Below are 24,147 nucleotides of genomic sequence, written 5' to 3' on the forward strand. Positions count from 1 at the left end.
TGGTTATGGTTATACCGGCGCGACCAGGTAGCGAATAGCCGGTGATGTTGTGCCCTGATGAAAAGCCAGAACGCGGCTCTGCAGCAGGAGGTCATTCATGGTGTGGCGCTCCTGCTGGCGCAGATGCTCAATCCAGGAGCCCATCAGGAAGGTCTCGATAAACAGGCCGGGACGCTCGATATCTTCGTACACCGCCCAGCTCATCGCCCCGGCGCGGCGGCGCACCCGGCGCAGCTCGTGAACCGCCTCCAGGAAGGCCTTCGTGTTCTGCGGGTCGATGATGTACTCGTGCGACACCAGCACCGGGCCGCGCTCGTTCGGCAGGTCAATCTCCACGCCGTCCAGCGGCTGGCCGCTGAGGTCGAGGTTCAGGTCCGGATCTTTCCCCAGCTTCCAGCGGAACACCGTCGCGCTCGCCAGCACCATCCCCAGCGTGGCGACCACCAGCGAGGTCGGGGTGCCGAAGCGGGAAGCAATCTGCCCCCAGATGGCGCTGCCCGCGGTCATCGAGCCGAAGAACACCGTCAGGTAGACCGCCAGCGCGCGGGCCTTCACCCAGCGGGCGGCGCTGCGCTGCGCGCCGAGGTTGAGGGTGGAGAGCACCGCAATCCACGCGAAGCCGGTGAAGAACTCAAACAGGTTAAGCAGCCAGACGTGGCGCACAAATGCCAGCGCCAGCATGGTGAGGGCAAAGGTCAGGCTGGCGGCCACCATCAGGCGGTCGGCGTTCAGCCGCTGGCGCAGGCGCGGCAGCAGGATGGCCCCGGCAATCGCCCCCAGGCCAATGCACGCCAGCATCACGCCGTAGCCCGCCGGGCCTAAGCCCAGCTCGCGGCGCGCCACCAGCGGCAGAAGCGCCCAGCCCGCGCTGCCGAAAACGAAGAAGGCCACGGTGCGCACCAGCACGTTGCGCAGCACCGGCGCGGCGTGCACGTAGCGAATCCCGGATCGCACCGCCGAGAAGAAGTGCTCCGGCGGCAGACGCTGAATGGACGGGGCCGGACGCCAGCGCCACAGCACCCACGCCACGCCGACCACGGACAGCGCGTTGAGGGCAAACACCATCCACGGTCCGGCGAGCGACAGCAGAAAACCGCCCAGCGCGGGGCCAATCGCCCGGCTGATGTTCACCCCGAGCGAGTTCAGCGCCACGGCGGCGCCCAGCTCCGGCTTGCTCACCAGATCGGGCACCACGGCCTGGAACGGCGGCGAGCTCATCGCCGCCCCCACGCTCAGCAGAAACGTCGCCACCAGCAGAACGGCGGGGGTGACGTGTCCGGTGAAGGAGAGCACCGTCAGCCCGGCGGCGGCGATGAACACCCACAGCTGGGAGAAGAGCAGGTATTTACGTCGGTCGACGATGTCCGCCATCACCCCGGACGGCAGGGCGAAGAGGAACATCGGCAGGCTGCTGGCCGCCTGTACCAGCGCGATATCCAAAGGATCGGCGCTCAGGGTCAGCATGCTCCAGTTGATGCCGACGTCGCTCATCCATGAGCCGACGTTAGAGACCACCGTGGCGATCCACAGCATGCGGAACACCGGCTGGCTCAGCGGCTGCCAGGGCGAAACCGCCGATGCGGGCGTCGTCTCGACGTGTGCGTCGCGAACGTCGTTAACCTGGGTCATGCGAACCTCTCCGTTGCCTTACGCTGCAGCCGCCACTGGCCCGGCCCGGTGAGGGCGAGGGTGGTGAAGATAATCAGCAGCAGCCAGCCAAACTGCCCTTCGGCAATCGACCAGTTCGGGTGGACCGCCAGCATCGCCACCAGCAGCACGGCGATAATCGGCAGGCACGCCAGGCGGGTGTACACGCCCGCAATGATAAACAGCGGGCAAATTACCTCGGCGACAATCGCCGGGATCAGGCTGGCGTAAGGCCCGAAGCCGAACGGATCTTCAATGCGCGTCAGCTCTTCGCTGAAGTGCAGCACCTTCGGCAGGCCGTGCACGTACAGCAGCAGCAGGCTGCCGGTCAGGCGCAGGAAGAACAGCCCCAGGTCGACCCGGGGCGGGGTAAAGGTGTTTTTCATCAGAATGCAAAGCAGCTGCAGCCCAGCGCCCCCCAGAAAGCATTATCGTCGGACACCGGCATCTCTGACGTGCGGGCGAAATCATGCTGGTGGCTATGAACCCCGCACGGGCCGCTGCAGTGGTGGACGGCGCTCATGCCCACGCGTGCGGCCTGCGGCGGCGCGCTGCGGTAGTGGCCCGGCACCTTCACCACCGGGGACCACTCGGGCAGGACCGGAATGGCAGGCGGGGAAAGCGGGCCAAAGCTGCCTGCGGCGTAAACGATATCGCCGTTGACCACGGTCAGGACGGACTCGATGCCCTTGATCTCCTCTTCCGGCACGCGGAAGTAGTCTTTGCTCAGCACCGCCAGATCGGCGAGCTGGCCGACCTTGATCTGCCCCTTCTGGTTCTGCTCGCTGGAGAACCACGCGCTGCCCTGGGTCCAGAGCATCAGGGCGGTATCGCGGTCCAGACGGGCGCTGTGGTCGTACATCTGCATCCCGCCGACGGTGCGGCCGGAGACCAGCCAGTAGAGCGCGGTCCACGGGTTGTAGCTCGCCACGCGGGTGGCGTCCGTTCCTAAGCCCACCGGCACGCCGGTCTCGAGCATTTTTGCCACCGGCGGCGTGTGGCGGGTGGCTTCGATGCCGTAGCGCTCGGCAAAGTATTCCCCCTGGAAGGCCATGCGGTGCTGGACGGCAATGCCGCCGCCCAGTTCTTTGATGCGGTCGATGTTGGCCTGGGTAACGGTTTCCGCATGGTCGAAGAACCAGTGCAGGCCGTTGAACGGAATGTCGCGGTTCACCTTCTCGAAGACGTCCAGCATGCGGCTGATGGATTCGTTGTAGGTGGCGTGCAGGCGGAACGGCCAGCGGTGCTCCACCAGATGGCGCACCACGCGCTCCAGCTCGTCCTCCATGCCCGGCGCGAGGTCCGGGCGCGGTTCGAGGAAGTCTTCAAAGTCGGCGGCGGAGAAGACCAGCATCTCGCCCGCGCCGTTGTGGCGGAAGAAGTCGCTGCCCTGGCCCGGCGTGAGCATGTCGGTCCATTTTTCAAAGTCTTCCAGCTCGTGGCCCGGACGCTGGGTAAACAGGTTGTAGGCGATGCGGATGGTCATCTGCTTTTTCTCGTGCAGCTCCGCAATCACCTCATAGTCTTCCGGGTAGTTCTGGAAGCCGCCGCCCGCGTCGATGGCGCTGGTCAGCCCCAGGCGGTTCAGCTCGCGCATGAACTGGCGGGTGGAGTTGACCTGCTGCTCCAGCGGCAGCTTCGGCCCTTTGGCGAGTGTGGAGTACAAAATCATGGCGTTAGGGCGGGCAATCAGCATCCCGGTCGGGTTGCCGTTGGCGTCGCGCTGGATCTCCCCGCCCGGCGGGTTCGGCGTGTCTTTGGTGTAGCCGACCACCTTCAGCGCGGCGCGGTTGAGCAGGGCGCGGTCGTACAGGTGCAGGATGAAGACCGGGGTGTCCGGCGCGGCGTCGTTAATTTCGTCGAGGGTCGGCATGCGGCGCTCGGCAAACTGGAACTCGGTCCAGCCGCCCACCACGCGCACCCACTGGGGCGACGGCGTGCGCAGGGCCTGCTCTTTCAGCATCCGCAGGGCGTCGGCCAGGGACGGAACGCCTTCCCAGCGCAGCTCGAGGTTGTAGTTCAGCCCGCCGCGAATCAGATGCAGGTGCGAGTCGTTCAGGCCGGGGATGGCGGTGTGGCCTTTTAAGTCGACCACTTTAGTGCCGTCGCAGTGGTGCTGCATCACCTCGGCGACGGTACCCACTTCCAGAAATTTTCCGTCGCGCACGGCAACGGCTTCCGCGACGGGGTTTTCGCGATCGACGGTGTGAAACTGGCCGTTAACCAGAATGAGATCGGCTTTACCGAGGGTAACCATAAACTGCTCCTGACTGAGAGGGGAATGGTCAGGATTATGGGAACCGGTTTCGGCAAAGATCCAGTTATACAATAGGATAGGTATACCAAAGTATAACTATACCTAAGGTTAACTATACGAAGAGATAATTACGCGCAGGGACGGAAAACCGCAGGATGAGGATGATTTTATCGTCGCGGCGCTCGCGGCGATTTCACCCTTAACCACTGGAAAATGCTATGACCTCTTCAAAGCTCGAAGTGTTAACCCCTGCGAACTGTCAGATCATCTTTATCGATCACCAGCCTCAGATGGCGTTTGGCGTGCAGTCTATTGACCGCCAGGTGCTGAAAAACAACACCGTGGCGCTGGCGAAAGCGGCCAAAGTGTTCAACATCCCGACCATCATCACCACCGTTGAGACCGAAAGCTTCTCCGGTAACACCTATCCGGAGCTGCTGGACGTGTTCCCGGGCCAGGACATCCTGGAGCGTACCTCCATGAACTCCTGGGACGACCAGAAGGTGCGCGACGCGCTGAAGGCTAACGGCAAGAAGAAGGTGGTGGTTGCCGGCCTGTGGACCGAAGTGTGCAACAACAGCTTTGCCCTGTGCGCGATGCTGGAAGGCGACTACGAAATTTATATGGTGGCGGACGCGTCCGGCGGCACCTCCAAAGAAGCCCACGACTACGCGATGCAGCGCATGATCCAGGCGGGCGTGATCCCGGTGACCTGGCAGCAGGTGATGCTGGAGTGGCAGCGCGACTGGGCGCGTAAAGAGACCTACACCGCGGTGATGGATATCGTACGCGAGCACTCCGGCGCGTACGGCATGGGCGTGGATTACGCCTACACCATGGTGCACAAAGCGCCGTCTCGCCAGAAGAGCGAGCACCGCACCTTAGCGCCGGTCCCGGCTCGCTAAGTTCCGCTGGCGGGCTGGTCCCTCATCCGGCTCGCCGCTGCCTCTTTCTCTGGAGTTCACAATGAGTACTGGGCTGATATCCCTTGCGGCAGGCGTGTTGATTGGCCTGATGTATGCCGTGCTGAAGGTGCGCTCCCCCGCGCCGCCCGCGCTGGCGCTGATTGGCCTGCTCGGGATGCTGGCGGGCGAACAGGCGACGCGCCATCTGTTATCCCGCGACGCCGCGCTGCCTCCTCAGGTGACCGTTCCGCAGGCTAAATCGCAGACGGGAGCGTCGTCATGAAAGCATGGATAATTTCGCTGGTGTGCGGCGTGGTTGCTGGGGTAATTTACGCTCTGCTCAACGTCCATTCCCCGGCGCCGCCGGTTGTCGCCCTGCTTGGCCTGTTTGGCATGCTGGTGGGCGAACAGCTCATCCCGGTGGGACGGCGTTTATTGAGTCGCGAACCGCTTACCTCGCCTGGTTTCGTCACGAATGCGTACCGAAAATCAGCGGCACGGCGCCTCCTGCGCCCGCGAAGGACGATCGCGACGTTTAATGATTTACCAGAGGAAAGACAGCATGACGCTGCCGTGGCGCATTGCCATCATTGATGACGAACGTTCCGTCCGCAGCGGGCTGAGTAATCTCCTGGAGTCGGAAGGCTATGCCGCCGATACGTTTGATTCGGCAGAGGTATTTCTGAGCCATCCGCTCGCCCTGTCCGGCGCGGCGCTGGTGATCGCCGATATCAAGCTGCGGGGCATGAGCGGTCTGGAGCTGTTTGACAAGCTCCGGCTGCTGGCCGTACCGCCTCCGCCCGTGATCTTTATCTCCGGTCATGCTGATGAAAATATGCAGCGGTACGCTCTTAATCTGGGCGCCGCTGCATTTTTGCGTAAGCCTATTAACATCGATATTCTGCTGGATCATATTCAGCGGGAGCTGGCCCGCCGACAATAAGGATCGCGGATGAACGAACACGAGCAGCCTGCATTCTGGCCCGCCCAGGGGAATCTTCACCAGGGGCGGGTTTTTGTCCTTAAAGAGGATGTGATTTTTACCGTGCTGGCGCAGGAGGGCGGTATCGCCTGGATGCACGCGCGACATCCCCATTCCGGCGGCTCGTTCATTATCGCCACCGCGGTGAGCGACGAAGAGGAAGAGCGGGCCACCCGGCTGCTGAAAAACGAGTTTGCGCTGCGCGACCTGCTGCAGGACAGCTGGGCCATCCGCGCCGTTGCCTCCACCCAGTACCGGGGGCGCTTCGCGCTGGTCTACGCCCCGTTTGCGTTTGAGCTGCTGGCCCGGCGCGCGGGCAGGGCGATCTCGGGGATCGCACGCTTTATCGAGATGGCGATCCAGATCTGCGTTCCCCTGCGCCAGATGCATCTGCAAAACCTGATCCACGGCGATATCAAGCCCGGCAGTATTTTTGTTCATCACGATGCCACCTGCCGTCTGGGCAGCTTTGGCCTTTCCAGCAGTCTCTCCGAAGCCGTCACCCAGACCCGGCTTGCCGTTTCAGGCGGTACGCCCGCGTATATGTCGCCGGAGCACACCACCCGGACCCAGCGCCCCGTTGACGGCCGAAGCGATCTCTACAGCCTCGGCATGGTGCTGTATGAGCTCCTGACCGGACGCCTGCCGTTTGAGCTGGGGGAGGACGAACAGACCAACTGGGCGCACTACCATATTGCCTCGGCGCCGCTGGCCCCGGACGCGATCCGCCCGGACGTGCCGGGAATGCTGTCGACCATCATCCTCAAGCTGCTGGAAAAGAATCCTGATAACCGCTACCAGACGGTCGACGGGCTGATTGCCGACCTTCGCCGCTGCCAGGCGACGCTGACCTGCGAAGGCGAGATCGTCGCCTTTACTCCCGGCCAGCAGGACCGCACCCCGGCGATCCATCTGGCGGACTCCCTGTTCGCGACGCATCCGCAGGCGAACGACGTCATTGCCGCGTTTGAGCGGGTGGGGCAGAACCTGGTGCCGGAGCTGGTGACGATCGGCGGGCCGTCGGGGATCGGCAAATCCTCAATTATCGCGACGGCGCTCAAAACGCTGCAGCAGCGTACGGTGCTGCTGGCGGTGGGCAAAGTCGACCAGTTTTCGCCGTCGCTGCCCTACGGCGTATTAAGCTCCGCGTTCCGCACCCTGACGCTGCACCTGCTGGGGCTGCCCGCAGAGGACGTGGCGAAGTGGAAAATTCGCCTGTCTCGCGCCCTGGAGGGGCACGAGGCGCTGGCCGTCAGCCTGGTGCCCGAGCTGGGCCTGCTGCTTGAGAGCAAGCCGCGCTTCTCGGCGGATACGTTTTCCATTGATGCCCGGGCGCGCTTCAGCCATATGGTGCTGGCACTGGTAAAAACCTTTGCCTCGCAGGGCTGCCCGCTGGTGCTGGTGCTCGACGATCTCCAGTGGAGCGACGCCGCCAGCCTGCACACGCTCAAATATCTGCTGATGAACTGCGGCGCTGTTCCGCTGCTGGTGGTCGCGGCCCACCGGGATATCAGCGCCGTGTCCGACGCCGCCCTGCAGGCGCTGCTGGCGAGCCTGCCGGAAGCGGCGCAAAACGCGAGCGAGATTGTCCCGCAGGCGCTTTCCGTGAAAGCGGTGGCGCGCTGGCTGGCGACGGTATTTCGCACCCGCAGCGCGGCGACGACCGATCTCGCCACGCTGATCCACGAGAAGACGGGCGGTAACCCGCTCTTTGTGCACGAGTTTTTCCGCCGCATCGTTGATGACGGCCTGGTGGTGCACAACAAATATCAGGACAAGTGGCACTACGATCTGCAGGCGATCCGCGCCAGGCATTACACCGAAAACGTCGTCACCCTGGTGCTGGAGCAGCTCGAAGAGCTGCCCGACGAGACGCGCCGCCTGCTGGGCAGCATCGCCTGCCTCGGCGGCACGGGCGAGATGGAGATGATCTGCCGCGTGGTCGGCATGTCGATGGCGGAAATGCGCTATGCGCTGCACCCGGCGGTGATGGCCCAGCTCATCGTGCTGACGGAAAAAAAGTACGCCTTCACCCATGACCGGGTGCAGGAGGCGGCCTTTGCGCTGCTGGAACGGCATGAGAAAAGCCATATTCACCTGACGACCGCCAGCCTGCTGGCCGACGCCGCGCGTCAGGCGGCGGGGAACGAGCTGCTGTTCCGCGCCGTTCACCACGTTACGGCCGCGCTGGACAGCATCCAGCCCGCGCCGCAGCGCCAGATGTTCCGCGAGCTGAGCCTGCTGGCCGCGCGACGCGCGAAGCGTTCGGGAGATTACCTTTCGGCGCTCGGCTATATCCAGACCGCCAGAGCGCTGGGCAACGCCGGGACGGTGTCGGACTTTATGCTCGACATCGAAGAGGCGGGCTGCGAGTTTGCGCTGGGCCATCTGGAGCGCACCCGCGAGCTGTGTGACGCCATTCTCGGCTGCCCCGGCGGGCTGACCGAAAAGGCGCTGGCGGCCAACCTGCTGGTGGAGGTGTACATTCGCCAGTCGGACAGCCGTCTGGCGCTGGAGGCGGCGCTCTGCTGGCTGGGGATTTTCGGGATCCAGATTAGCCGCTATCCGGAAGATGCCGACTGCGACGAGGCCTGGGCGCTGTTTTGCAACCGCACGGCCGACGCGCCGCAAAACCTGTTTGCCCAGCCGTCGCGGATGGATAATCCGGAAACCGAAGCGGTGATGAACCTGCTCTACAGCGCCAGCATTTGCGCCAGCTTCATCTGCCCGCGCCTGCACTTTTTGCTGCTTTGCCGCATGATGCACCTGACTCTCGACCACGGCATTACCGGCGCGTCCACCACGGCAATGGCCTGGTTTGGCGTGCTGATTGGCCACCGCTACGCCGAGTACCGCCTCGGGTTCCAGTACGGCACCCTGGCCCGCGAGCTGGTCAATCGGCACGGCTACGACGCGTTCGAAGCCAAAACCCTGCTGCCGCTCGACCAGCTCAGCGTCTGGACCCAGCCGCTGTCGTTTACCATCGAGTGCGCGAAGGCCTGCTTCACCTCGGCGGTGACCCACGGGGATATGACGATGGCCTGCTTTGCGGCCTGCCATCAGGTGATTAACTTCCTCTCGCGGGGCGATCACCTGGACGGGGTGCTGACCAGCATCGATCGCGGCCTGGCGTTCGTGCGTAAAACCCACTTCCAGGACGTGGAAACCATTCTGATGGTCCAGCGCGGCTACGTTGAGTTTCTGCGCACGCCGGTCATCGGCACCTGGACCGCGTCGCAGGTGCTGCCGGAGGCGCTGCTTCCCGCGTCGCCGGAGCAGGCGCCGGAGAAGAACGCCACCATGCTGTTCTGGTACTGGCTCTATCGCGGCATGGCGCACTTTACCTGCGGCGAATATGCCGACGCGCAGGCGGATCTCGAGATGGCGGGCTGGTACGCGTGGTCTGCGCCGGGGCATATCCATCTGCTGGATTACCATCTCTACAGCGCTCTGGCGCTGTCACGTCAGCTGACGCCGGAGACCTTCTCGGCGAATCACCGCCGCAGCATTCACGCCCACTACGACAAAATTGCCCTCTGGGCGCGCATTAATCCGGGCACGTTCGCGGATAAAGAGGCGCTGATCTACGCCGAAATCGTGCGGCTGGACGGGATGAACAGCATTGCGCTCGAGCAGTATGAGAAGGCGGTCCGGCTCTCCCGCGAGGGCGGGTTTAATCCGATTAACGCTCTGGCCCACGAGCTGGCGGGCCGCTTTTCGCTGGCCTGCGGCTACCCGACCGCCTCGGACGCGCACTTCCGCGGCTCGATTGCCGCCTGGGGCCGCGCGGGCGCGCAGGCCAAGGTGCGCCAGCTGGAGCAGGATTTCCCGCACCTGCTGGCCTCCGGGCAGGCCAGCGCCTACGACACGGTGGCGTTCGCCCAGAACGAGACCATCCGCGATCTGCAAAGCGTCATCAAAGCCTCCCGCGCGCTGTCGGAAGAGATTAACCTTGAGCGCTTAATCGAAAACCTGATGACCATCCTGCTCGAACGCGCCGGGGCGCAGCGCGGCCTGCTGCTGCGCGTGAGCGAGAGCCTGATTCCGGAGATCGAGGCCAGCGCCTGGACCAGCACCGAGGGCGTGCGGGTGCGGATCCTGAAAGACGTGCCGACGGCGACCGACCTGCCGCTGTCGGTGCTGGCGGCGGTGATCCGCACCGGGCAGGAGATCCGCACCGGCAGGCCGGAGGAGTTTCATCCCTTCAGCCAGGACCCCTATCTGGTGACCTCGGGGGCGGCGGTCATGTGCGTCCCGATGTTCAAACAGGCGCGGCTGGTGGGCGTGCTGTACCTGGAAAACCGCCTGATGCCGGAGGTCTTCACCGCCGAGCACTCGCGCGTGGTGAGCCTGCTGGGCGCGCAGGCCGCCGTATCCCTGGAGACGGCGCGACTCTACGCCGAACTGCTGGCGGAGAACATCCAGCGCCGACGGGTGGAGAAAGAGCTGCGATCCAGCCAGACCTCGCTGATGCTCGGCGAGCAGATCAGCCACACCGGCAGCTGGCGCTGGGAGCTGGAGCAGGATCTGATGTTTGTCTCGGAAGAGTATGCCCGCATTCTCGGCCTGCCCGAGCAGCAAAAGATGATCTCCATGGCGGAGTTTTTGACCTTCGTTCATGAGGACGATTACGCCCGCATCAGCGCCATCGTCACCCGAAGCGTGCGAGACGGGCTCTCCATGCGCGCGGAGTTTCGGGTTAAGCGTACCGACGGCTCAACGCGCTACCTCCTCGGGATTGGCGATCCGGTAGGCGTGGGCAGCGAGGTGAACGAGTATTACGGCATCATCACCGATATCACCAGCCAGCGCGCCGCGGAGGATGCCATGCGGGTCGCGCAGGCGGATCTGGCGCGCGTTTCCCGGGCCACCACCGTCGGGCAGCTGACCTCCTCCATCGCCCACGAGATCAACCAGCCGCTGATGTCGATCGTTTCGAACGCCGGGGCGAGCCTGCGCTGGCTCAGCCGCGAGCCCGCCCGGCTGGATAAGGTGCGCGAAGGGCTGGAGGAGATCGCCGCGGAAGGCGCGCGGGCGGGAGAGATCATTCGCAGCATCCAGTCCCTGACGCGCAAGCAGGATCCCACCTTCTCGCGCATCGACATGCACTACCTGATCCACCATATCATCACGCTTTCGCGCAGCGAGCTGGAGCAGCGACACATTAGCGTTGATTATCTGTTAAGGGCGCAGGACAGCTTTATCACCGGCGATAGCGTGCAGATCCAGCAGGTGCTGCTCAATCTGGTGATGAATGCGGTTGAGGCGATGGCCGAGGTGAAGGGACGCGCCAGCACCATTACCCTCAGCACCGCCAACGCGGACGGGAAGGTGATCGTCGAGATCGCCGATACCGGGAGCGGCATTGAGCCCGAGCGGCTGGAGCAGATTTTTGACTCGTTCTACTCCACCAAGGCGCAGGGGATGGGGATGGGGCTGACCATTAGCGCCAGCATCATCGAGCGCCACTGCGGGAAGCTGAGCGCGCGCCGCCGGGAGCCGTACGGCACGGTGTTTGCGTTTGCGCTGCCGCTGGCGGCGCAGGAAGGGTAAAGGTTACTCCGCGGGCTGGCTATTGGTCAGGCGCTCAACGGCCCTGACCAGCTCCGCCACGGAGCGCACCTGCATTTTCTCCATCACGCGGCGACGGTGCACCTTAACCGTGATCTCGCTGACGCCCAGCTCGGCGGCAATCTGCTTGTTCAGCATGCCGCTTATCGCCAGCGTGAGCACCTCGTGTTCGCGCGGGGTGAGGGACAGATGGCGCTGCTTCAGGGCGTAGTGCTCTTTATTGCGCGCGGCGTTGTGTTCCGCCAGCTGAAGCGCGGACTCGATGGCGTCGATAAGCGCGGTGGATTCGACGGGCTTGGTGAGAAATTCGTACGCGCCGCCTTTAATGGCCCGCACCGACATCGGGATAGTGCCGTGGCCGGTAAGAAAAATAATCGGGATCTCGCGCCCGCTGTCCTTGAGCGCGTCAGCCACCTCAAAGCCCGAGATGGCGGGCATTTGCATATCGAGGACCACGCACGACGGCAGATCCTCAAAGCGGTGTTGAAGAAACGCTTCTGCCGATGAAAAGCCGACGGCGTTCAGGTCTGCCGAATCCAGCAGCCCGATCACGGACTGCCTGACTGCGTCATCGTCATCTACCACATACACAATGTGTTCCATTCACCGCCCCGGTGCTGATTGACATGTCGAGGATGCAAACAATCCCGACCGTTACGTAAGGGACTGTTTATGCTGACTTTCATCTTAACACATTAACTATCATTATCATTTCACAATATGATAACCGTATGAAGATGAAGTATAGCGATACGTGACCGGGGCGGTTAAGCAACGAAACGCTGATTTTATGCACCCACAAGCTCGATGCGGTTGCCGTCCGGATCCGCGATCACCGCTTCATAGAAGCCGTCCCCGGTCATGCGCGGGGCGCTGAGCAGCGTGCCGTTTGCCTGCGCCCGCTCGGCCATGCTGTCGACCTGTGCTTTGCTGCCGACGTTGATAGCGATATGCGCCCAGCCGATAAACTCCGGGTGCGCAGGGGCACCGGGCAGATCCGGTAGCGTCATCAGCTCGATGGTCGGCCCGTCATCCAGCGTAATAAAGTGTGATTCAAAACCGGGACGATTTTTACTGACGTAGCGTTCGTTACTGCGGCCATTAAAAACCGTTTCCCAGAACTCAACCTGTGCGTTCAGGCTGCGGGTCCAGAGTGCGACATGTGCAATATTCATAATAACCCTCGTTGTTTGTGTTGCGCGATTGTGCAACATTATGCGCATTGATACTCGATTAGACTTTTACCAGGGACTTCTTATGCTCGATTATGCTGTTTTTCCGGAGCAACGACAAGCCAGGATCCGCCAGATCCTTCAGGAGAGCGGAAGGGTGGTGTGCGCTGAGCTGGCGAGCCAGATGAACGTTTCCGAGCACACCATTCGCCGGGATTTACATGAACTTAGCAAAGAAGGTTATTGTAAAAAGGTCTACGGCGGCGCGGTGCTTCAGCTGCCGGATGCGGGTAATTTTTTCAGCCGCGAACAGAAAATAAGTGCAGAAAAGAACACAATCGCGCAGAAAGCAGCAGCCCTGGTTAAGCCTGGCGGCTGTATTTTTATCGACGCGGGAACGACTAACCTGGCGCTGGCGAAAGCCCTCCCGGCGGACCTCAGCGTCACGGTGGTCACCAACTCCCCGACGATTGCCGCGGAGCTGCTGCATCATCCGCTGTGCGAGGTGATCGTCACCGGCGGGCAGATCCAGCGGACGTCCGGCGGAACGGTTGGCGCCACGGCGGCAAGCCAGATTCAGGGAATTATCTTCGATCAGGCGTTTATCGGCGGCTGTGCGATGGATCCGGAGATGGGGCTTACCGGGTTTGATTTTGCCGACTGTACGTTCAAAAAGGTTGCGATCGCCCAGAGCAACCAGACCATCGTGGCCCTGACCGCCGACAAGCTTCCCGGCGTGGCGCGCTATGTGGTGGCGAAGAGCCGCGACATCGATGTGCTGGTGGTGGCAGAGGGGATTGAAAAGCGCGTTCTCGACGCGTTTGCGGCGCAGGAGGTTCGCATTGTGTGCGCCTGAGGACTTTCACCGGTAAAACAGGCTACACTCTGGTTTTGAGCGCTACAAGCTGAGGAAATAACAATGCACTACACACTGAAAGAAAGCGAAAAGGAAAAGGCGGAAGGGTCAAACGGCGCGGGCGCTCTGCAGCAAAAACTGCTGGAGTCCCGTTCGATTGTGATCTCCGGTGAGATCAACCAGGAGCTGGCGCAGAAGGTCATCACCCAGATGATCCTGCTGCAAAGTGTCAGCAACGATCCGATCAAGCTGTACATCAACAGCCAGGGCGGCCACGTGGAAGCGGGCGATACCATCCACGACTTCATCAAGTTCATCCGCCCGGAAGTGCACGTCATCGGCACCGGCTGGGTGGCGAGCGCCGGGATCACCATTTTCCTGGCGGCGAAGAAAGAGCACCGCTACTCGCTGCCAAATACCCGCTTTATGATCCACCAGCCGCTGGGCGGCGTGCGCGGTCAGGCAACGGATATTGAGATCGAAGCGCGCGAGATCATCCGCATGCTGGATCGCGTGAACAAGCTGATCGCCGACGCCACCGGCCAGCCGCTGGAAAAAGTGAAAAAAGATACCGATCGCAACTTCTGGATGTCTCCGGCAGAAGCGCTGGACTACGGCATCGTGGGCAAGCTAATTACCCATTATGACGAGCTGAAGCTGGATTAAGATTTACGTCGTGTACGTGTCGGGGGGCGGCTTCGCCTTACCCGACCTACACGCCCTCGTTTGACCCATGACAAGTTCCCCTCGTACCGTCTCTTTTATAATCGCGCCTGTTTCCCCTCTCACTGGTGCTACCCATGGCGTATCAACTGAACCTGAACTGGCCGGAATTTCTTGAGAAATACTGGCAAAAACAACCCGTAGTGCTGAAAAATGCCTTCCCGAATTTTGTCGATCCGATTACCCCGGACGAGCTGGCAGGCCTGGCGATGGAGCCGGAAGTCGATAGCCGCCTGGTGAGCCATTTCAACGGCAAGTGGCAGGCCAGCAATGGTCCGTTTGAGCACTTTGACGATCTGGGCGAAACCGGCTGGTCGCTGCTGGCGCAGGCGGTGAACCACTGGCATATGCCCGCCGCAGAGCTGGTGCGTCCGTTCCGCGTCCTGCCGGACTGGCGTCTGGATGACCTGATGATCTCCTTCTCCGTGCCGGGCGGCGGCGTGGGTCCGCATATCGATCAGTACGACGTGTTTATCATTCAGGGGATGGGCAGCCGCCGCTGGCGCGTGGGCGACAAGCTGCCGATGCGTCAGTTCTGCCCGCATCCGGCGCTGCTGCACGTCGATCCGTTTGAGCCGATCATCGACGAAGATCTGGCGCCGGGCGATATCCTCTACATCCCGCCTGGATTCCCGCACGATGGCTTTACCCATGAGACGGCGCTCAACTACTCCGTCGGCTTCCGCGGGCCGAACGGTCGCGATCTGATCAGCAGCTTCGCCGATTACGCGCTGGAAAACGATCTGGGCGGCGAGCACTACAGCGATCCGGATCTTACCTGTCGCGAACACCCGGGCCGCGTGGAGAAGTACGAGCTGGATCGCATTCGTCAGATGATGATCGACATGATCGGCAAGCCTGATGATTTCACTAAATGGTTCGGCAGCTTTGTCTCGACGCCGCGCCACGAGCTGGATATCGCCGCCGCCGAGCCGCCGTACGCGCCGGAAGAGGTGCTGGACGCGCTGCAGGGCGGCGAAACGCTGTCCCGCCTGAGCGGCCTGCGCGTGCTGAACGTTAACGGCAGCTTCTTCATCAACAGCGAACAGCTGGAGACGGTAGACGCGAAGGCGGCGGATGCGCTGTGCCGCTACACCGAACTCGGCCAGGCCGAGCTGGGCGATGCGCTGAATAACCCGGCGTTTGTTGAAGAGCTCACCGGGCTGATTAACCAGGGGTACTGGTACTTCGACGAGTAGTGCGGCACGGTTTTCTCCCTCTCCCTGTGGGAGAGGGTCGGGGTGAGGGCATCAGGCCGCACTAGCCCTCCTCCATCGCAATCACAATCGCTTCGCCCATCTTCTTCAACGCCTCACGATTCTTCTCCGTCGGCGGCAGCGCCACGTTGATCCGCAGGCAGTTGCGGTACTTCCCGGAGGCGGAAAACAGCGACCCGGCCGCGGCCTGGATCTTCAGCCGACACAGCTGCTTGCTGACGCACACCATGTCGACCTTCTCCGGCAGCTCAATCCACAGCAGGAAGCTGCCCTGCGGGCGCGTGACGCAAATCTCTGCCGGAAAATACTGCCGCACCCAGCAGGTGTAGGTTTCCATATTCTGCTGATAAATCTGACGCATACGGCGCACGTGGCGATGATAATGCCCGTCGCGAATAAAGGCCGCCACCGCCATCTGCGTGCCCGGCACGTTAAACCCGCCCGCGGCGTATTTCATGTGCATCACCCGGTCGTAATAGCGCCCCGGCACAATCCAGCCGACGCGCAGGCCCGGCGCCACGGTTTTGGTAAACGAACTGCAGAGGATCACGCGACCGTCGATATCCATCGAGTGGATGGTGCGCGGGCGCGGGTACTCCGCCGCCAGCTCGCCGTAAATGTCATCCTCCACGATCACGATATCGTGCCGCTGGGCCAGGGCTAACACCTGCTTTTTCCGCGCTTCCGGCATGATAAACCCGAGCGGGTTATTGCAGTTGGGCACCAGGATCACCGCCTTGATCGGCCACTGCTCCAGCGCCAGCTCCAGCGCCTCGATGCTGATCCCGGTCTCGGGATCGGTAGGAATTTCAATCGCCTTGATGTCAAACCCGCGCAGCATCTGCATGGTGCCGTGAAACGACGGTGACTCCACCGCCACGATGTCCCCCGGTTTACACACCGAGAGCAGGGCGATCGACAGCGCGCCGTGGCAGCCGTTGGTGATGACAATCTCGTTCGCTGCCACGGTCGAGCCGCCGTCCAGCATCAGGCGGGCGATCTGCTCGCGCAGCTCCAGGCGCCCGTCGAGCACGTCATAGCTCAGCATTTCACCCGGATTATGCTGCGCAATGCGGCTCATCTCGCGCCACAGGGGCTTCAGGCTCGGCTGGTTAATATCCGGCGAGCCGCCGCCAAATGAGATCATCTCTTTGTCGGCGCGGGCGTCCAGCAGCATCATCACCTCATCCCACTGGGTGACGTCCACGGGGCGCTGCACCGGGCGCGTCATGGCCGGAACCGGCGGCTGGGCTTTGCGCTGCGAAACAAAATAGCCGGAGCGCGGCTGGGGGGTGATCAGCTGGAGGTTTTCGAGGATCTGATAGGCCTGCTGTATGGTGCTGATACTCACGCCGTGCTCCTGGCTCAGCGTGCGTACCGACGGCAGACGTTCGCCGCTGCGATACAGCCCTTGTTCAATGCGTTCTGCCAGAAGGTTGGCGAGATGTTGATAGCGCGTCATGCTGTATCCTTTGTTTTCACCATACAGATTGTAAAACCAGTACAGATTGCCGTAAAAATTGGCATGCAGATACTGTTTTAGCGGATCTGTATGTTAAACAAAAGGTGTTTTTGAGTCTGTATTGCACGGGTCGATTTCCGGGATGATAACCCCACTGGTACAGTGAGGAGAGCATCATGGAATTCTATGAGAACCGTTCAAAACGTCCGTTCGCCGTGTTTGTCTGGATCGGCAAAACGATCTGCAACTGGTATCGCATCAACCGTACCCGCCGCATTCTGAGCCAGATGAGCGACGAGCAGCTCAAGGACGTTGGGTTGTCGCGGTATGACGTGTGAGGCATTTATCGCCCGGTGGCGCTTCGCTTACCGGGCCTACGGGATCGAGTAGGCCGGGTAAGGCGTAGCCGTCACCCGGCATATAACAAGCGGATTATTCGGCAGATTTTATCGACGTGTTTTCAGCGATGCGGCGCAAATATTCGTTGTTCTTGAACGCAACCATAATCAGTTCGAACATCACTCGGCATCCGACCAGGCTGCATACCATACCGATAAAGCCGGTGACGAGATGGTCGCTGAACATGGTATACACACCGCCTGCAAAAATAAGCAGCATGGCGATCCAGTAAAATAAGACCAGCACGCGTGGTGTTAATAAATAATCAAATCCCAAAATTGATTTCATTTTCTTTTCCTTAGAAATGTAAAAAAGCCATCAGATTATATAGATATTTTAAATCGATGCTAATTTGGCAGATATCTGATTTCAGAGTAATACTTCAAGCGTCTGCCGCTTCGGTCTTTCCAGCAAATCCAGCGCCTCCTGATACGACCGCACGTTGTTATATCCCATCACCAGCCCGTAGCGTTTGCACGACCCGCGATACCACTCCGAAAGCGCATTCACCTGCAGCTGCTGTTCCTGCCAGCAGCGCGCCACTTCCCGGTCACCGCTTCCTCTGGTCAGAAACGCCACGATATGCATCCCGCCGTCGTTTTGCTCGGTGAAAAACAGATCGCCATACACCTCGCGCAGGGCGGCAATCATCCAGTCGCGGCGGGTCTGATACAGCGCGCGCATCTTTTTCAAATGACGGAAAAAATGCCCTTCGTTGAGAAACGCGGTGAGGATCTTTTGCGTCAGCACCGGCTGGCCGCTGGTGGTAATGTCCGCGCAGTCGGTAAAGGCCCCGACGGTGCTGGCGGGCATCACCACGTAGCCCATGCGCAGCGACGGCATGATGGTTTTACTGAAGGTGCCCATAAAAATTACCCGGTCGTGCTGGTCGAGGCTTTTCAGCGACGGCAGCACCTTGCGGGTGTAGTGAAACTCCCCGTCGTAATCGTCTTCGATAATCCACGCCTCGTTCTGGCTGGCCCAGTCGAGCAGCTGCTGCTTGCGCGGCAGCGAGAGCGTGACCGCCAGCGGGCTCTGGTGCGACGGGGTGACGATGGCAAAACGGGCGTCGCGATGGTGACGGAGCAGGTAGTCCGTATCGATACCTGAACGGTCGACCGGCACCGTGTGCAGGCGCGGCACGATCCGCTTGAGCAGCTGCTGGCCCATAAAATAGCCCGGATCTTCAAACACCACCTTGTCGCTGCGGCTGGCAAGGGTGTCGAGGATCAGCCGCAGGCTGCCGCTGTAGCCGCTGGTGATCAGCACCTGTTCGGCGCTGCAGGACAGCCCGCGTGAAATATTAAGATAGCTGGCGATGGCCTGGCGCAGCGGATACCAGCCCGTGACGGGCGGGTTGAGCATCTCCTCCTGGCGCATGGCGCGCGTCGCCTGGCCCGCCAGCAGCAGCCATTTTTTATACGGAAAGCTGTCGAGGGCCGGGATGCCGGGGCGCAGAAACCCCGCCCGCTCGCGCTGGCTGATGAGCGATGCTGGAAGCGTGCCGGTGGGCTGTTCCGCAGGGGCATTGTTATCCGGCAACAGTAAATCCGGGTTAACCCGCGTGCCGCGCGCGCCCTGGCTCACCAGATACCCTTCACCCGTCAGAATGGCATACGCCGTTTCGACGGTTTTACGCGCCACCTTCAGCTCTTCCGCCAGCACGCGGATGGCCGGCACCTTATCGCCCGGCTTCAGCACGCCGCGCGTGATGTTGTCGCGATAGCGGGAATAAATCTCGTGATAGCCCGGCTTCATGTCCTACCTCGTTTCTCGCTTTTTGTATCTTTTTACTATGTCATGAACGGCGTAGATTTGCCTCATCGCATGACACATGCCGCACAAAAAGAGGAAAGACAATGAGCACCCGCGTTAACCACCATAAAGTTACACCTGCCCTCGCCAACGCCCTGTCCGCCCTGAGCATGGAAGTGGCAAAAACCTCCATCGACCCGGCGCTGAAGCACCTGATCGACATTCGCGTGTCGCAGCTGAACGGCTGTACCTTCTGCCTGGATATGCACTCGAAAGAGGCCAAAATCGCCGGCGAGCGCGAGCTGCGCCTGTACCATCTGGCGGCATGGCGCGAGTCCCCGCTGTTCAGCGCCCGCGAGAAAGCCGCGCTGGCCTTCACCGAAGCGCTGACCCAGATTGGCGTTCACGGCGTGAGCGACGCGCTGTACCGCAGCGTGGCGGAGCACTTCTCGGACGTTGAGATTTCAGAGCTGAACTTCGCCATCGTGGCGATCAACGCCTGGAACCGTCTGGGGATCACCTCCCGCATGGCGCCGGGCTCACTGGATGCGGCTTACGGGCTGAACAAGGCTAACCTGGAATAATCCCGCGCTCGCGGATCGTCGCCACCAGCGCCCGTAACCCTGGCGGAACGTGGCGATGGCCGGGGTAATACAGGCGCAGCCCGGCAAAGGGCTGCGCCCAGTCGTTTAAGACGCTCACCAGTTCTCCACGCTCAAGCTCTTCACGGATATACAGTTCCGGCAAAAACCCCACCCCTAATCCCGCTTTCACGGCGCGGATCGAGGCAAAAAGATCGGACGTCGCAAAGCGCGGCGGCACGGCAAGGGCGTACGTTTCCCCCCGACGCGCCAGCTCCCAGCGGTAGATCCCGCCGTGGGCCATGCGCATGCCGATCCCCTGATGTGAAAGCAGATCGTCCGGCGTCTGCGGAATGCCGTGACGTGCAAAATAGTCCGGCGTGGCGGTGACAAGCTGGCGGATCTCCCCGGTTAGCGGCACGGCAATCATGTCCTGCGGCACGGACTCCTCAAGGCGGATCCCCGCGTCAAAGCCTTCCGCTACGATGTCGATCATTCGCGCTTCGCTGACGGTCTCTACGCGCATCTTCGGGTAGCGGATCATAAAGTCGATCAGCAGCTGGTCCAGAAACAGGGTGCCGATATGGTTCGGCACGTTCAGACGCAGCGTGCCGGTAAGTTCCCCGGTGTCGCTGTGGATCTCCTCGCTGGCGAGACGGATCTCCTGCAGGGCCGGGCCGATACGCGCCACGAAGCGCTGCCCGGCATCGGTAAGCGCCACGCTGCGGGTGGTGCGGTTGAAAAGGCGCGTCTCAAGGCGGCTCTCCAGCCCGGCGATGGCGTTGCTGACCGCCGTGGCGGACATGCCCAGCTCCTGCGCCGCGGCGCGAAAGCTGCCGCGCCGCACGACGGCCATCACCACTTCCAGCTCTGTCAGACCTGAACGATGCATAGATTATCCTGAAAATCGAAACAACCCTTGCAGCATAGCGTGGATTATCGCAACGGAGAAGCCGTGCCAGACTGTGCTCACACAGCCTGAGGAGGTTTATATGCACACCATCGAACAGATTTTTATTAACGGCGAATTTGTTACCCCGCACGGCACAGAGTGGTTTGATTTATACAACCCGGCGACGGCGCGGGTTATCGGCCAGGTTCGTCTGGCGGATGAGGTTGACGCAGAGCGCGCCATTGCGGCGGCAAAAGCGGCGTTTCCGGCGTGGTCGCAGACAACAAAGCAGGAACGCATCGCGGCGCTAAAACGTATGCACGCCGCCGTGGCCGCTCGCCACGACGATCTGCTCGACGCGATCGTTGAAGAATACGGCGCGCCCGCCTCGCGCTCGGCGTGGATGGCCAGCTATCCGGCGGAGGTGATTGCTCAGGCCATTGAGGCGCTGGAGGCGTTCGCATTCGTCACCCCCGCAGGCGCGGCAACGGTGCAGATGACGCCGCTTGGGGTGGCCGGGCTTATCACGCCGTGGAACAGCGACGCGGGGTTTATCTGCGGCAAGCTGGCGGCCGCGCTGGCGGCGGGCTGTACGGCAGTCATCAAGCCGAGCGAAATGAGCGCCCTGCAAACACAGATTGTCACCGAAGCGCTGCGCGATGCCGCGCTGCCGCCGGGCGTGTTTAACATCGTCACAGGGCGCGGCGAGACGGTAGGTGAGACCATCAGCCGCCATCCGGACGTGGCAAAAATCTCGTTTACCGGCTCCACGAATACCGGCAAAGCGATCCTGCGCAACGCGGCGGAGAGCTTTAAGCGCGTGACCCTGGAGCTAGGCGGCAAATCGCCGACGATCCTGCTGGATGATGTGGATCTGGCGCTGGCGATCCCGCTGGTGATTCAGGCCGGGTTTATGAACAGCGGGCAGGCGTGCGTGGCCGGGACGCGCATTCTGGTGCCGCAGGCGCGTAAGGCGGAGATCGAAACCGCGCTGGCGCAGGCCGTGGCGGCGGTGAAATCCGGCGACCCGCGCGATAGCGCGACGGACGTCGGCCCGATGGTCAGCGAAAAGCAGTGGCAGCGGGTGCAGGGCTATATCCGTAAAGGCATCGAAGAGGGGGCGCGTCTGCTGGCGGGTGGTGAAGGGAGACCGGACGGGACGCAAGACGGCTGGTTTGTGCGCCCGACGCTGTTTGCCGACGTGAACAACCGGATGACCATTGCCCGCGACGAGATATTCGGCCCGGTGCTGTGCGTAATCCCTTATCAGGACGAAGCGGAGGCGATCGCCATTGCCAACGACACAGAATACGGACTGAGCGCGATGGTGCTGGGCGGCGATGCGGACCGCGCGCGCCGCGTGGCGCAGCAGATTGTTTCCGGTCGCGTGCTGGTGAACACGCTTGCCCATGAACCGAAAGCGCCGTTCGGCGGGTTTAAGCACTCCGGCGTGGGGCGCGAGATGGGCGAGTGGGGGATTCGGGCGTTTATGGAGCCGAGGTCGATTCTGGGTTAAAACCGCTGAAGGTAAAGTACGCCCCGCTAGCCGGGGCGTTACGTGCTTGATCACTCTTCAAACACGCTCTCAAAGGTTTTCGTCGGTAAGAACAGCGTGAATTCATTCTCGGCCAGGAGCGGTATGAACCCCATTTTGAGGTAAAACTCTTTGGCTTTATGGTTGAGTGCTTCAACAAACAGACCGTGAATGCCGACGGCAAACGAGGCCAAATAAACGGTCTTCATGGCATGAATAACGAGTAATTCTCCATAGCCTTGCCCCTGAATACGTTTATCAATCGCCAGGCGGCCAAGGGTGACGCTCGGCACATTTTTATAAGGAATACGTTTTTGCTGAGTTTTTGAGGGCAGGTAAGCCTTTTCAAAACAGCTTCCGGAGAGCGTGTAATAGCCCAGAATACGCGGTTTTGGCTCTCGTGTGGTGAGGACATAGCCCCGCAAAAACTTTCCACGATGCTGGCGTTTCAGGTGCTCCGTCAGAAAGGTATTAAGGCTTTCTTCTCCGCAGTCGAACTGGCTTAGGTCGTACTCAACGTCTTCTGAAAAGATCCCTATCTTCACGTCGTTCACGTTTTACTCCATATCCAGGAGACGCTTAGCCGCTCGCTTCAGGCGGTCATTTGGCGCAGGCGGATTGCTGATGGCGTCCATCACCGTATTCCAGGATGCTTCGCTAAGGACCAGGCGGCGGTGCTGGTCAATTACCTCTGCTGCGCGTTCAGAGGCTGTGCTGACCATGAATTGTGAAATCGACTGGTTTGTCATTGCCGCCGCTTCTTCGATCATGTTTTTGTCATCTTCGGTTAACCGGAGATCGATGCGCTGTTTCTTCAGTGCTGACATGGTTTCATTCTCAATCTTTATCCGGGCTTAACGCCTCGTTTTACAGGTAACACTAATGTACGGCATTTATCCGTACATTAATCATAAGTGCGTCCTCACCGGAATTCAACGAGAAGTTGAGCGCAGCGCCATCCGGCACAATACTTCGCTCCTTACCGAAGCATTGTGCTTTTCCATCCTGCATTCTCCCCTCATCCCCACAACGGAGAGACACCCATGATTGCAGTCATTTTCGAAGCGAAGGCCGCGCCCGCGCATCAGTCGCGCTATCTGCAGCTTGCCGCCGAACTCAAGCCTCTGCTGGCGGATATCGACGGATTTATCGATATCGAACGGTTCCAGAGCCTGATGACCGACGGCAAAATCCTTTCCCTTTCCTGGTGGCGCGACGAAGAGGCCGTCCGCCGCTGGAAGCAGAACGTCTTCCATCAGGCCGCGCAGGCCGAAGGGCGGGAGTCGATTTTTTCTTTTTACCGTATTCGGGTGGCGCAGCTGGTGCGGGAATACAGTTCCGAAACCGGAGGGCACGCGGATGCATGACGTTCACCTCATTCTGCCGACGGATAATGATAAGCTGGCCGCAGAGATCACCGAACCCTGGGCGACATATGTTAAAAACGAGCCTACCTCCTGATAACAGCGCGGCGCTGGAACAGGCCGTTGCGGCTGTGGCGGCGGCAATGGCCGATCCGTCGCGCGTGAAGATGCTGTGCGCGCTGATGGACGGCCGGGCGTGGACCGCTACCGAGCTGAGCGCGGCGGCAGACGTTGCGCCGTCGACCGCCAGCGGACATCTCGCCCGGCTGGTGGAAGGAAAGCTGATTACCTGCCTGTCTCAGGGGCGGCATCGCTACTATCGCCTGGCGGGGCACGACGTGGCGGCGCTGGTCGAGCAGATGATGGGGCTCTCCTGGAGCCGCATCACCCCGCCGGAAACCACCGCGCCGAAAGCCATGCGCGAAGCGCGAACCTGCTACGACCATCTTGCCGGGACGGTCGCGGTCCAAATCTATGATTTCATGCAGGCGGAAGCGTGGCTGGAGGCAGACGGTTCAGCGCTCACGCCGTATGGCCGCGAGCAGTTTCTGAAGCTTGGTGTTCCGCTAAATCCTAATACCCGTCGCAAGGCCTGCTGCGCCTGCCTGGACTGGAGCGAGCGGCGCTTTCATCTTGGCGGTGAGGCGGGCGCGGCGCTGTTGATTTATCTGGAAAGCAAAGGGTGGATCCAGCGCGTGGCGGGGTACAGGGAGGTGGTGGTGACGGCTTCCGGGAAAAGTGCCGTCAGGAAGCATTTTAGCCGCTAAACTCTGCTGCGGGCTGGTGCCCTCACCCCGACCCTCTTCCACGGGGAGAGGGAGAACATCGTT

23 protein-coding genes and 1 pseudogene are annotated in these 24,147 nt (G+C 61.4%); 13 read left to right on the forward strand and 11 right to left on the reverse strand.

Annotated elements, in window-relative coordinates:
* Positions 1–9: 9 nt before the first annotated feature.
* From AC2TE5_RS02785 to AC2TE5_RS02795, 3 genes are read right to left on the reverse strand one after another with little or no spacing between them, the layout of a single operon-like run.
* A complete protein-coding gene (locus AC2TE5_RS02785; RefSeq protein WP_484612620.1) occupies positions 10–1,629 on the reverse strand; it encodes an MFS transporter in 1,620 nt (539 codons plus the stop codon).
* Positions 1,626–2,033 (reverse strand): DoxX family protein, encoded by a 408-nt coding sequence (locus tag AC2TE5_RS02790; RefSeq protein ID WP_248207632.1) that lies wholly within the window; start codon positions 2,031–2,033, stop codon positions 1,626–1,628. The genes AC2TE5_RS02785 and AC2TE5_RS02790 overlap by 4 nt, the downstream gene beginning before the upstream one ends.
* Positions 2,033–3,904, reverse strand: a complete 1,872-nt coding sequence (locus tag AC2TE5_RS02795) for an amidohydrolase (protein WP_484612621.1) — start codon at positions 3,902–3,904, stop codon at positions 2,033–2,035. The genes AC2TE5_RS02790 and AC2TE5_RS02795 overlap by 1 nt, the downstream gene beginning before the upstream one ends.
* Positions 3,905–4,122: 218 nt before the next feature.
* Here AC2TE5_RS02795 and AC2TE5_RS02800 point away from each other — a divergent pair, with 218 nt between their 5' ends.
* From AC2TE5_RS02800 to AC2TE5_RS02820, 5 genes and pseudogenes are all read left to right on the forward strand, one after another.
* Positions 4,123–4,809: a hydrolase gene (locus tag AC2TE5_RS02800; protein WP_008501349.1), complete on the forward strand. Its 687-nt coding sequence runs from the start codon at positions 4,123–4,125 to the stop codon at positions 4,807–4,809.
* Positions 4,810–4,870: 61 nt separating this feature from the next.
* Positions 4,871–5,092, forward strand: coding sequence for a DUF1427 family protein (locus AC2TE5_RS02805; RefSeq protein ID WP_193940819.1), 222 nt, complete (start codon positions 4,871–4,873; stop codon positions 5,090–5,092).
* A pseudogene (locus tag AC2TE5_RS02810) lies at positions 5,089–5,348 on the forward strand (XapX domain-containing protein). Before AC2TE5_RS02805 ends, AC2TE5_RS02810 begins: the two are co-directional and overlap by 4 nt.
* Before the next feature lie 23 nt (positions 5,349–5,371).
* Positions 5,372–5,752 (forward strand): response regulator transcription factor, encoded by a 381-nt coding sequence (locus AC2TE5_RS02815; RefSeq protein WP_047646549.1) that lies wholly within the window; start codon positions 5,372–5,374, stop codon positions 5,750–5,752.
* A 9-nt stretch (positions 5,753–5,761) separates the two neighbouring features.
* Positions 5,762–11,344 carry a trifunctional serine/threonine-protein kinase/ATP-binding protein/sensor histidine kinase gene (locus AC2TE5_RS02820; RefSeq protein WP_484612622.1) on the forward strand — a complete coding sequence of 1,861 codons (5,583 nt, stop codon included), beginning with the start codon at positions 5,762–5,764 and terminating at the stop codon, positions 11,342–11,344.
* A 3-nt stretch (positions 11,345–11,347) separates the two neighbouring features.
* Here AC2TE5_RS02820 and AC2TE5_RS02825 read toward each other — a convergent pair whose 3' ends face one another.
* Together AC2TE5_RS02825 and AC2TE5_RS02830 are read right to left on the reverse strand one after the other, a co-directional pair.
* Complete coding sequence (locus tag AC2TE5_RS02825) at positions 11,348–11,965, reverse strand: response regulator transcription factor (RefSeq protein WP_213328963.1); 618 nt, start codon at positions 11,963–11,965, stop codon at positions 11,348–11,350.
* Positions 11,966–12,150: 185 nt separating this feature from the next.
* Entirely contained in the window at positions 12,151–12,537 is a 387-nt protein-coding gene (locus AC2TE5_RS02830) for a VOC family protein (RefSeq protein WP_213328962.1), read from the reverse strand.
* Between the two features lie 82 nt (positions 12,538–12,619).
* Between AC2TE5_RS02830 and AC2TE5_RS02835 the strand changes: the two genes are divergently transcribed.
* The 3 genes from AC2TE5_RS02835 (at position 12,620) to AC2TE5_RS02845 (ending at position 15,312) form a co-directional block, all read left to right on the forward strand.
* On the forward strand, positions 12,620–13,390 hold the full coding sequence (locus AC2TE5_RS02835) for a DeoR/GlpR family DNA-binding transcription regulator (RefSeq protein ID WP_484612623.1): 771 nt from the start codon (positions 12,620–12,622) through the stop codon (positions 13,388–13,390).
* A 63-nt stretch (positions 13,391–13,453) separates the two neighbouring features.
* Positions 13,454–14,056 (forward strand): ATP-dependent Clp protease proteolytic subunit, encoded by a 603-nt coding sequence (locus tag AC2TE5_RS02840; RefSeq protein ID WP_484612624.1) that lies wholly within the window; start codon positions 13,454–13,456, stop codon positions 14,054–14,056.
* Between the two features lie 134 nt (positions 14,057–14,190).
* On the forward strand, positions 14,191–15,312 hold the full coding sequence (locus tag AC2TE5_RS02845) for a ribosomal protein uL16 3-hydroxylase (RefSeq protein ID WP_484612625.1): 1,122 nt from the start codon (positions 14,191–14,193) through the stop codon (positions 15,310–15,312).
* Between the two features lie 61 nt (positions 15,313–15,373).
* Here the strand turns inward: AC2TE5_RS02845 and AC2TE5_RS02850 are convergent, their stop codons facing one another.
* Complete coding sequence (locus AC2TE5_RS02850) at positions 15,374–16,792, reverse strand: aminotransferase-like domain-containing protein (protein ID WP_047646554.1); 1,419 nt, start codon at positions 16,790–16,792, stop codon at positions 15,374–15,376.
* A gap of 176 nt (positions 16,793–16,968) precedes the next feature.
* Here AC2TE5_RS02850 and AC2TE5_RS02855 point away from each other — a divergent pair, with 176 nt between their 5' ends.
* Positions 16,969–17,130 (forward strand): DUF1127 domain-containing protein, encoded by a 162-nt coding sequence (locus tag AC2TE5_RS02855; protein ID WP_213328959.1) that lies wholly within the window; start codon positions 16,969–16,971, stop codon positions 17,128–17,130.
* Between the two features lie 94 nt (positions 17,131–17,224).
* On the opposite strand, the gene AC2TE5_RS02860 is transcribed toward AC2TE5_RS02855, so the two are convergent.
* Both AC2TE5_RS02860 and pdxR read right to left on the reverse strand, forming a co-directional pair.
* A complete protein-coding gene (locus tag AC2TE5_RS02860; protein ID WP_213328958.1) occupies positions 17,225–17,479 on the reverse strand; it encodes a DUF4282 domain-containing protein in 255 nt (84 codons plus the stop codon).
* A gap of 81 nt (positions 17,480–17,560) precedes the next feature.
* Positions 17,561–18,949 (reverse strand): MocR-like pyridoxine biosynthesis transcription factor PdxR, encoded by a 1,389-nt coding sequence (pdxR, locus tag AC2TE5_RS02865; protein ID WP_484612626.1) that lies wholly within the window; start codon positions 18,947–18,949, stop codon positions 17,561–17,563.
* A gap of 101 nt (positions 18,950–19,050) precedes the next feature.
* On the opposite strand from pdxR, the gene AC2TE5_RS02870 reads away from it, so the two are divergent.
* Positions 19,051–19,530: a carboxymuconolactone decarboxylase family protein gene (locus tag AC2TE5_RS02870; protein WP_014882392.1), complete on the forward strand. Its 480-nt coding sequence runs from the start codon at positions 19,051–19,053 to the stop codon at positions 19,528–19,530.
* Here the strand turns inward: AC2TE5_RS02870 and AC2TE5_RS02875 are convergent.
* Positions 19,517–20,419: a LysR family transcriptional regulator gene (locus tag AC2TE5_RS02875; RefSeq protein ID WP_484612627.1), complete on the reverse strand. Its 903-nt coding sequence runs from the start codon at positions 20,417–20,419 to the stop codon at positions 19,517–19,519. The two genes, AC2TE5_RS02870 and AC2TE5_RS02875, sit on opposite strands and share 14 nt — an antisense overlap.
* Positions 20,420–20,519: 100 nt before the next feature.
* Here AC2TE5_RS02875 and AC2TE5_RS02880 point away from each other — a divergent pair, with 100 nt between their 5' ends.
* A complete protein-coding gene (locus AC2TE5_RS02880) occupies positions 20,520–21,935 on the forward strand; it encodes an aldehyde dehydrogenase family protein (RefSeq protein ID WP_484612628.1) in 1,416 nt (471 codons plus the stop codon).
* Positions 21,936–21,985: 50 nt separating this feature from the next.
* Here AC2TE5_RS02880 and AC2TE5_RS02885 read toward each other — a convergent pair whose 3' ends face one another.
* Both AC2TE5_RS02885 and AC2TE5_RS02890 read right to left on the reverse strand, forming a co-directional pair.
* A complete protein-coding gene (locus AC2TE5_RS02885; RefSeq protein WP_213328954.1) occupies positions 21,986–22,507 on the reverse strand; it encodes a GNAT family N-acetyltransferase in 522 nt (173 codons plus the stop codon).
* Between the two features lie 3 nt (positions 22,508–22,510).
* A complete protein-coding gene (locus tag AC2TE5_RS02890; protein ID WP_063143245.1) occupies positions 22,511–22,780 on the reverse strand; it encodes a type II toxin-antitoxin system TacA family antitoxin in 270 nt (89 codons plus the stop codon).
* 216 nt (positions 22,781–22,996) lie between these two features.
* Here AC2TE5_RS02890 and AC2TE5_RS02895 point away from each other — a divergent pair, with 216 nt between their 5' ends.
* Positions 22,997–23,320, forward strand: coding sequence for an antibiotic biosynthesis monooxygenase family protein (locus AC2TE5_RS02895; protein WP_484612629.1), 324 nt, complete (start codon positions 22,997–22,999; stop codon positions 23,318–23,320).
* A 68-nt stretch (positions 23,321–23,388) separates the two neighbouring features.
* Positions 23,389–24,084 (forward strand): ArsR/SmtB family transcription factor, encoded by a 696-nt coding sequence (locus tag AC2TE5_RS02900; protein WP_484612630.1) that lies wholly within the window; start codon positions 23,389–23,391, stop codon positions 24,082–24,084.
* Positions 24,085–24,147 lie beyond the last annotated feature (63 nt).

Source organism: Enterobacter sp. N5-15 (assembly GCF_057221635.1).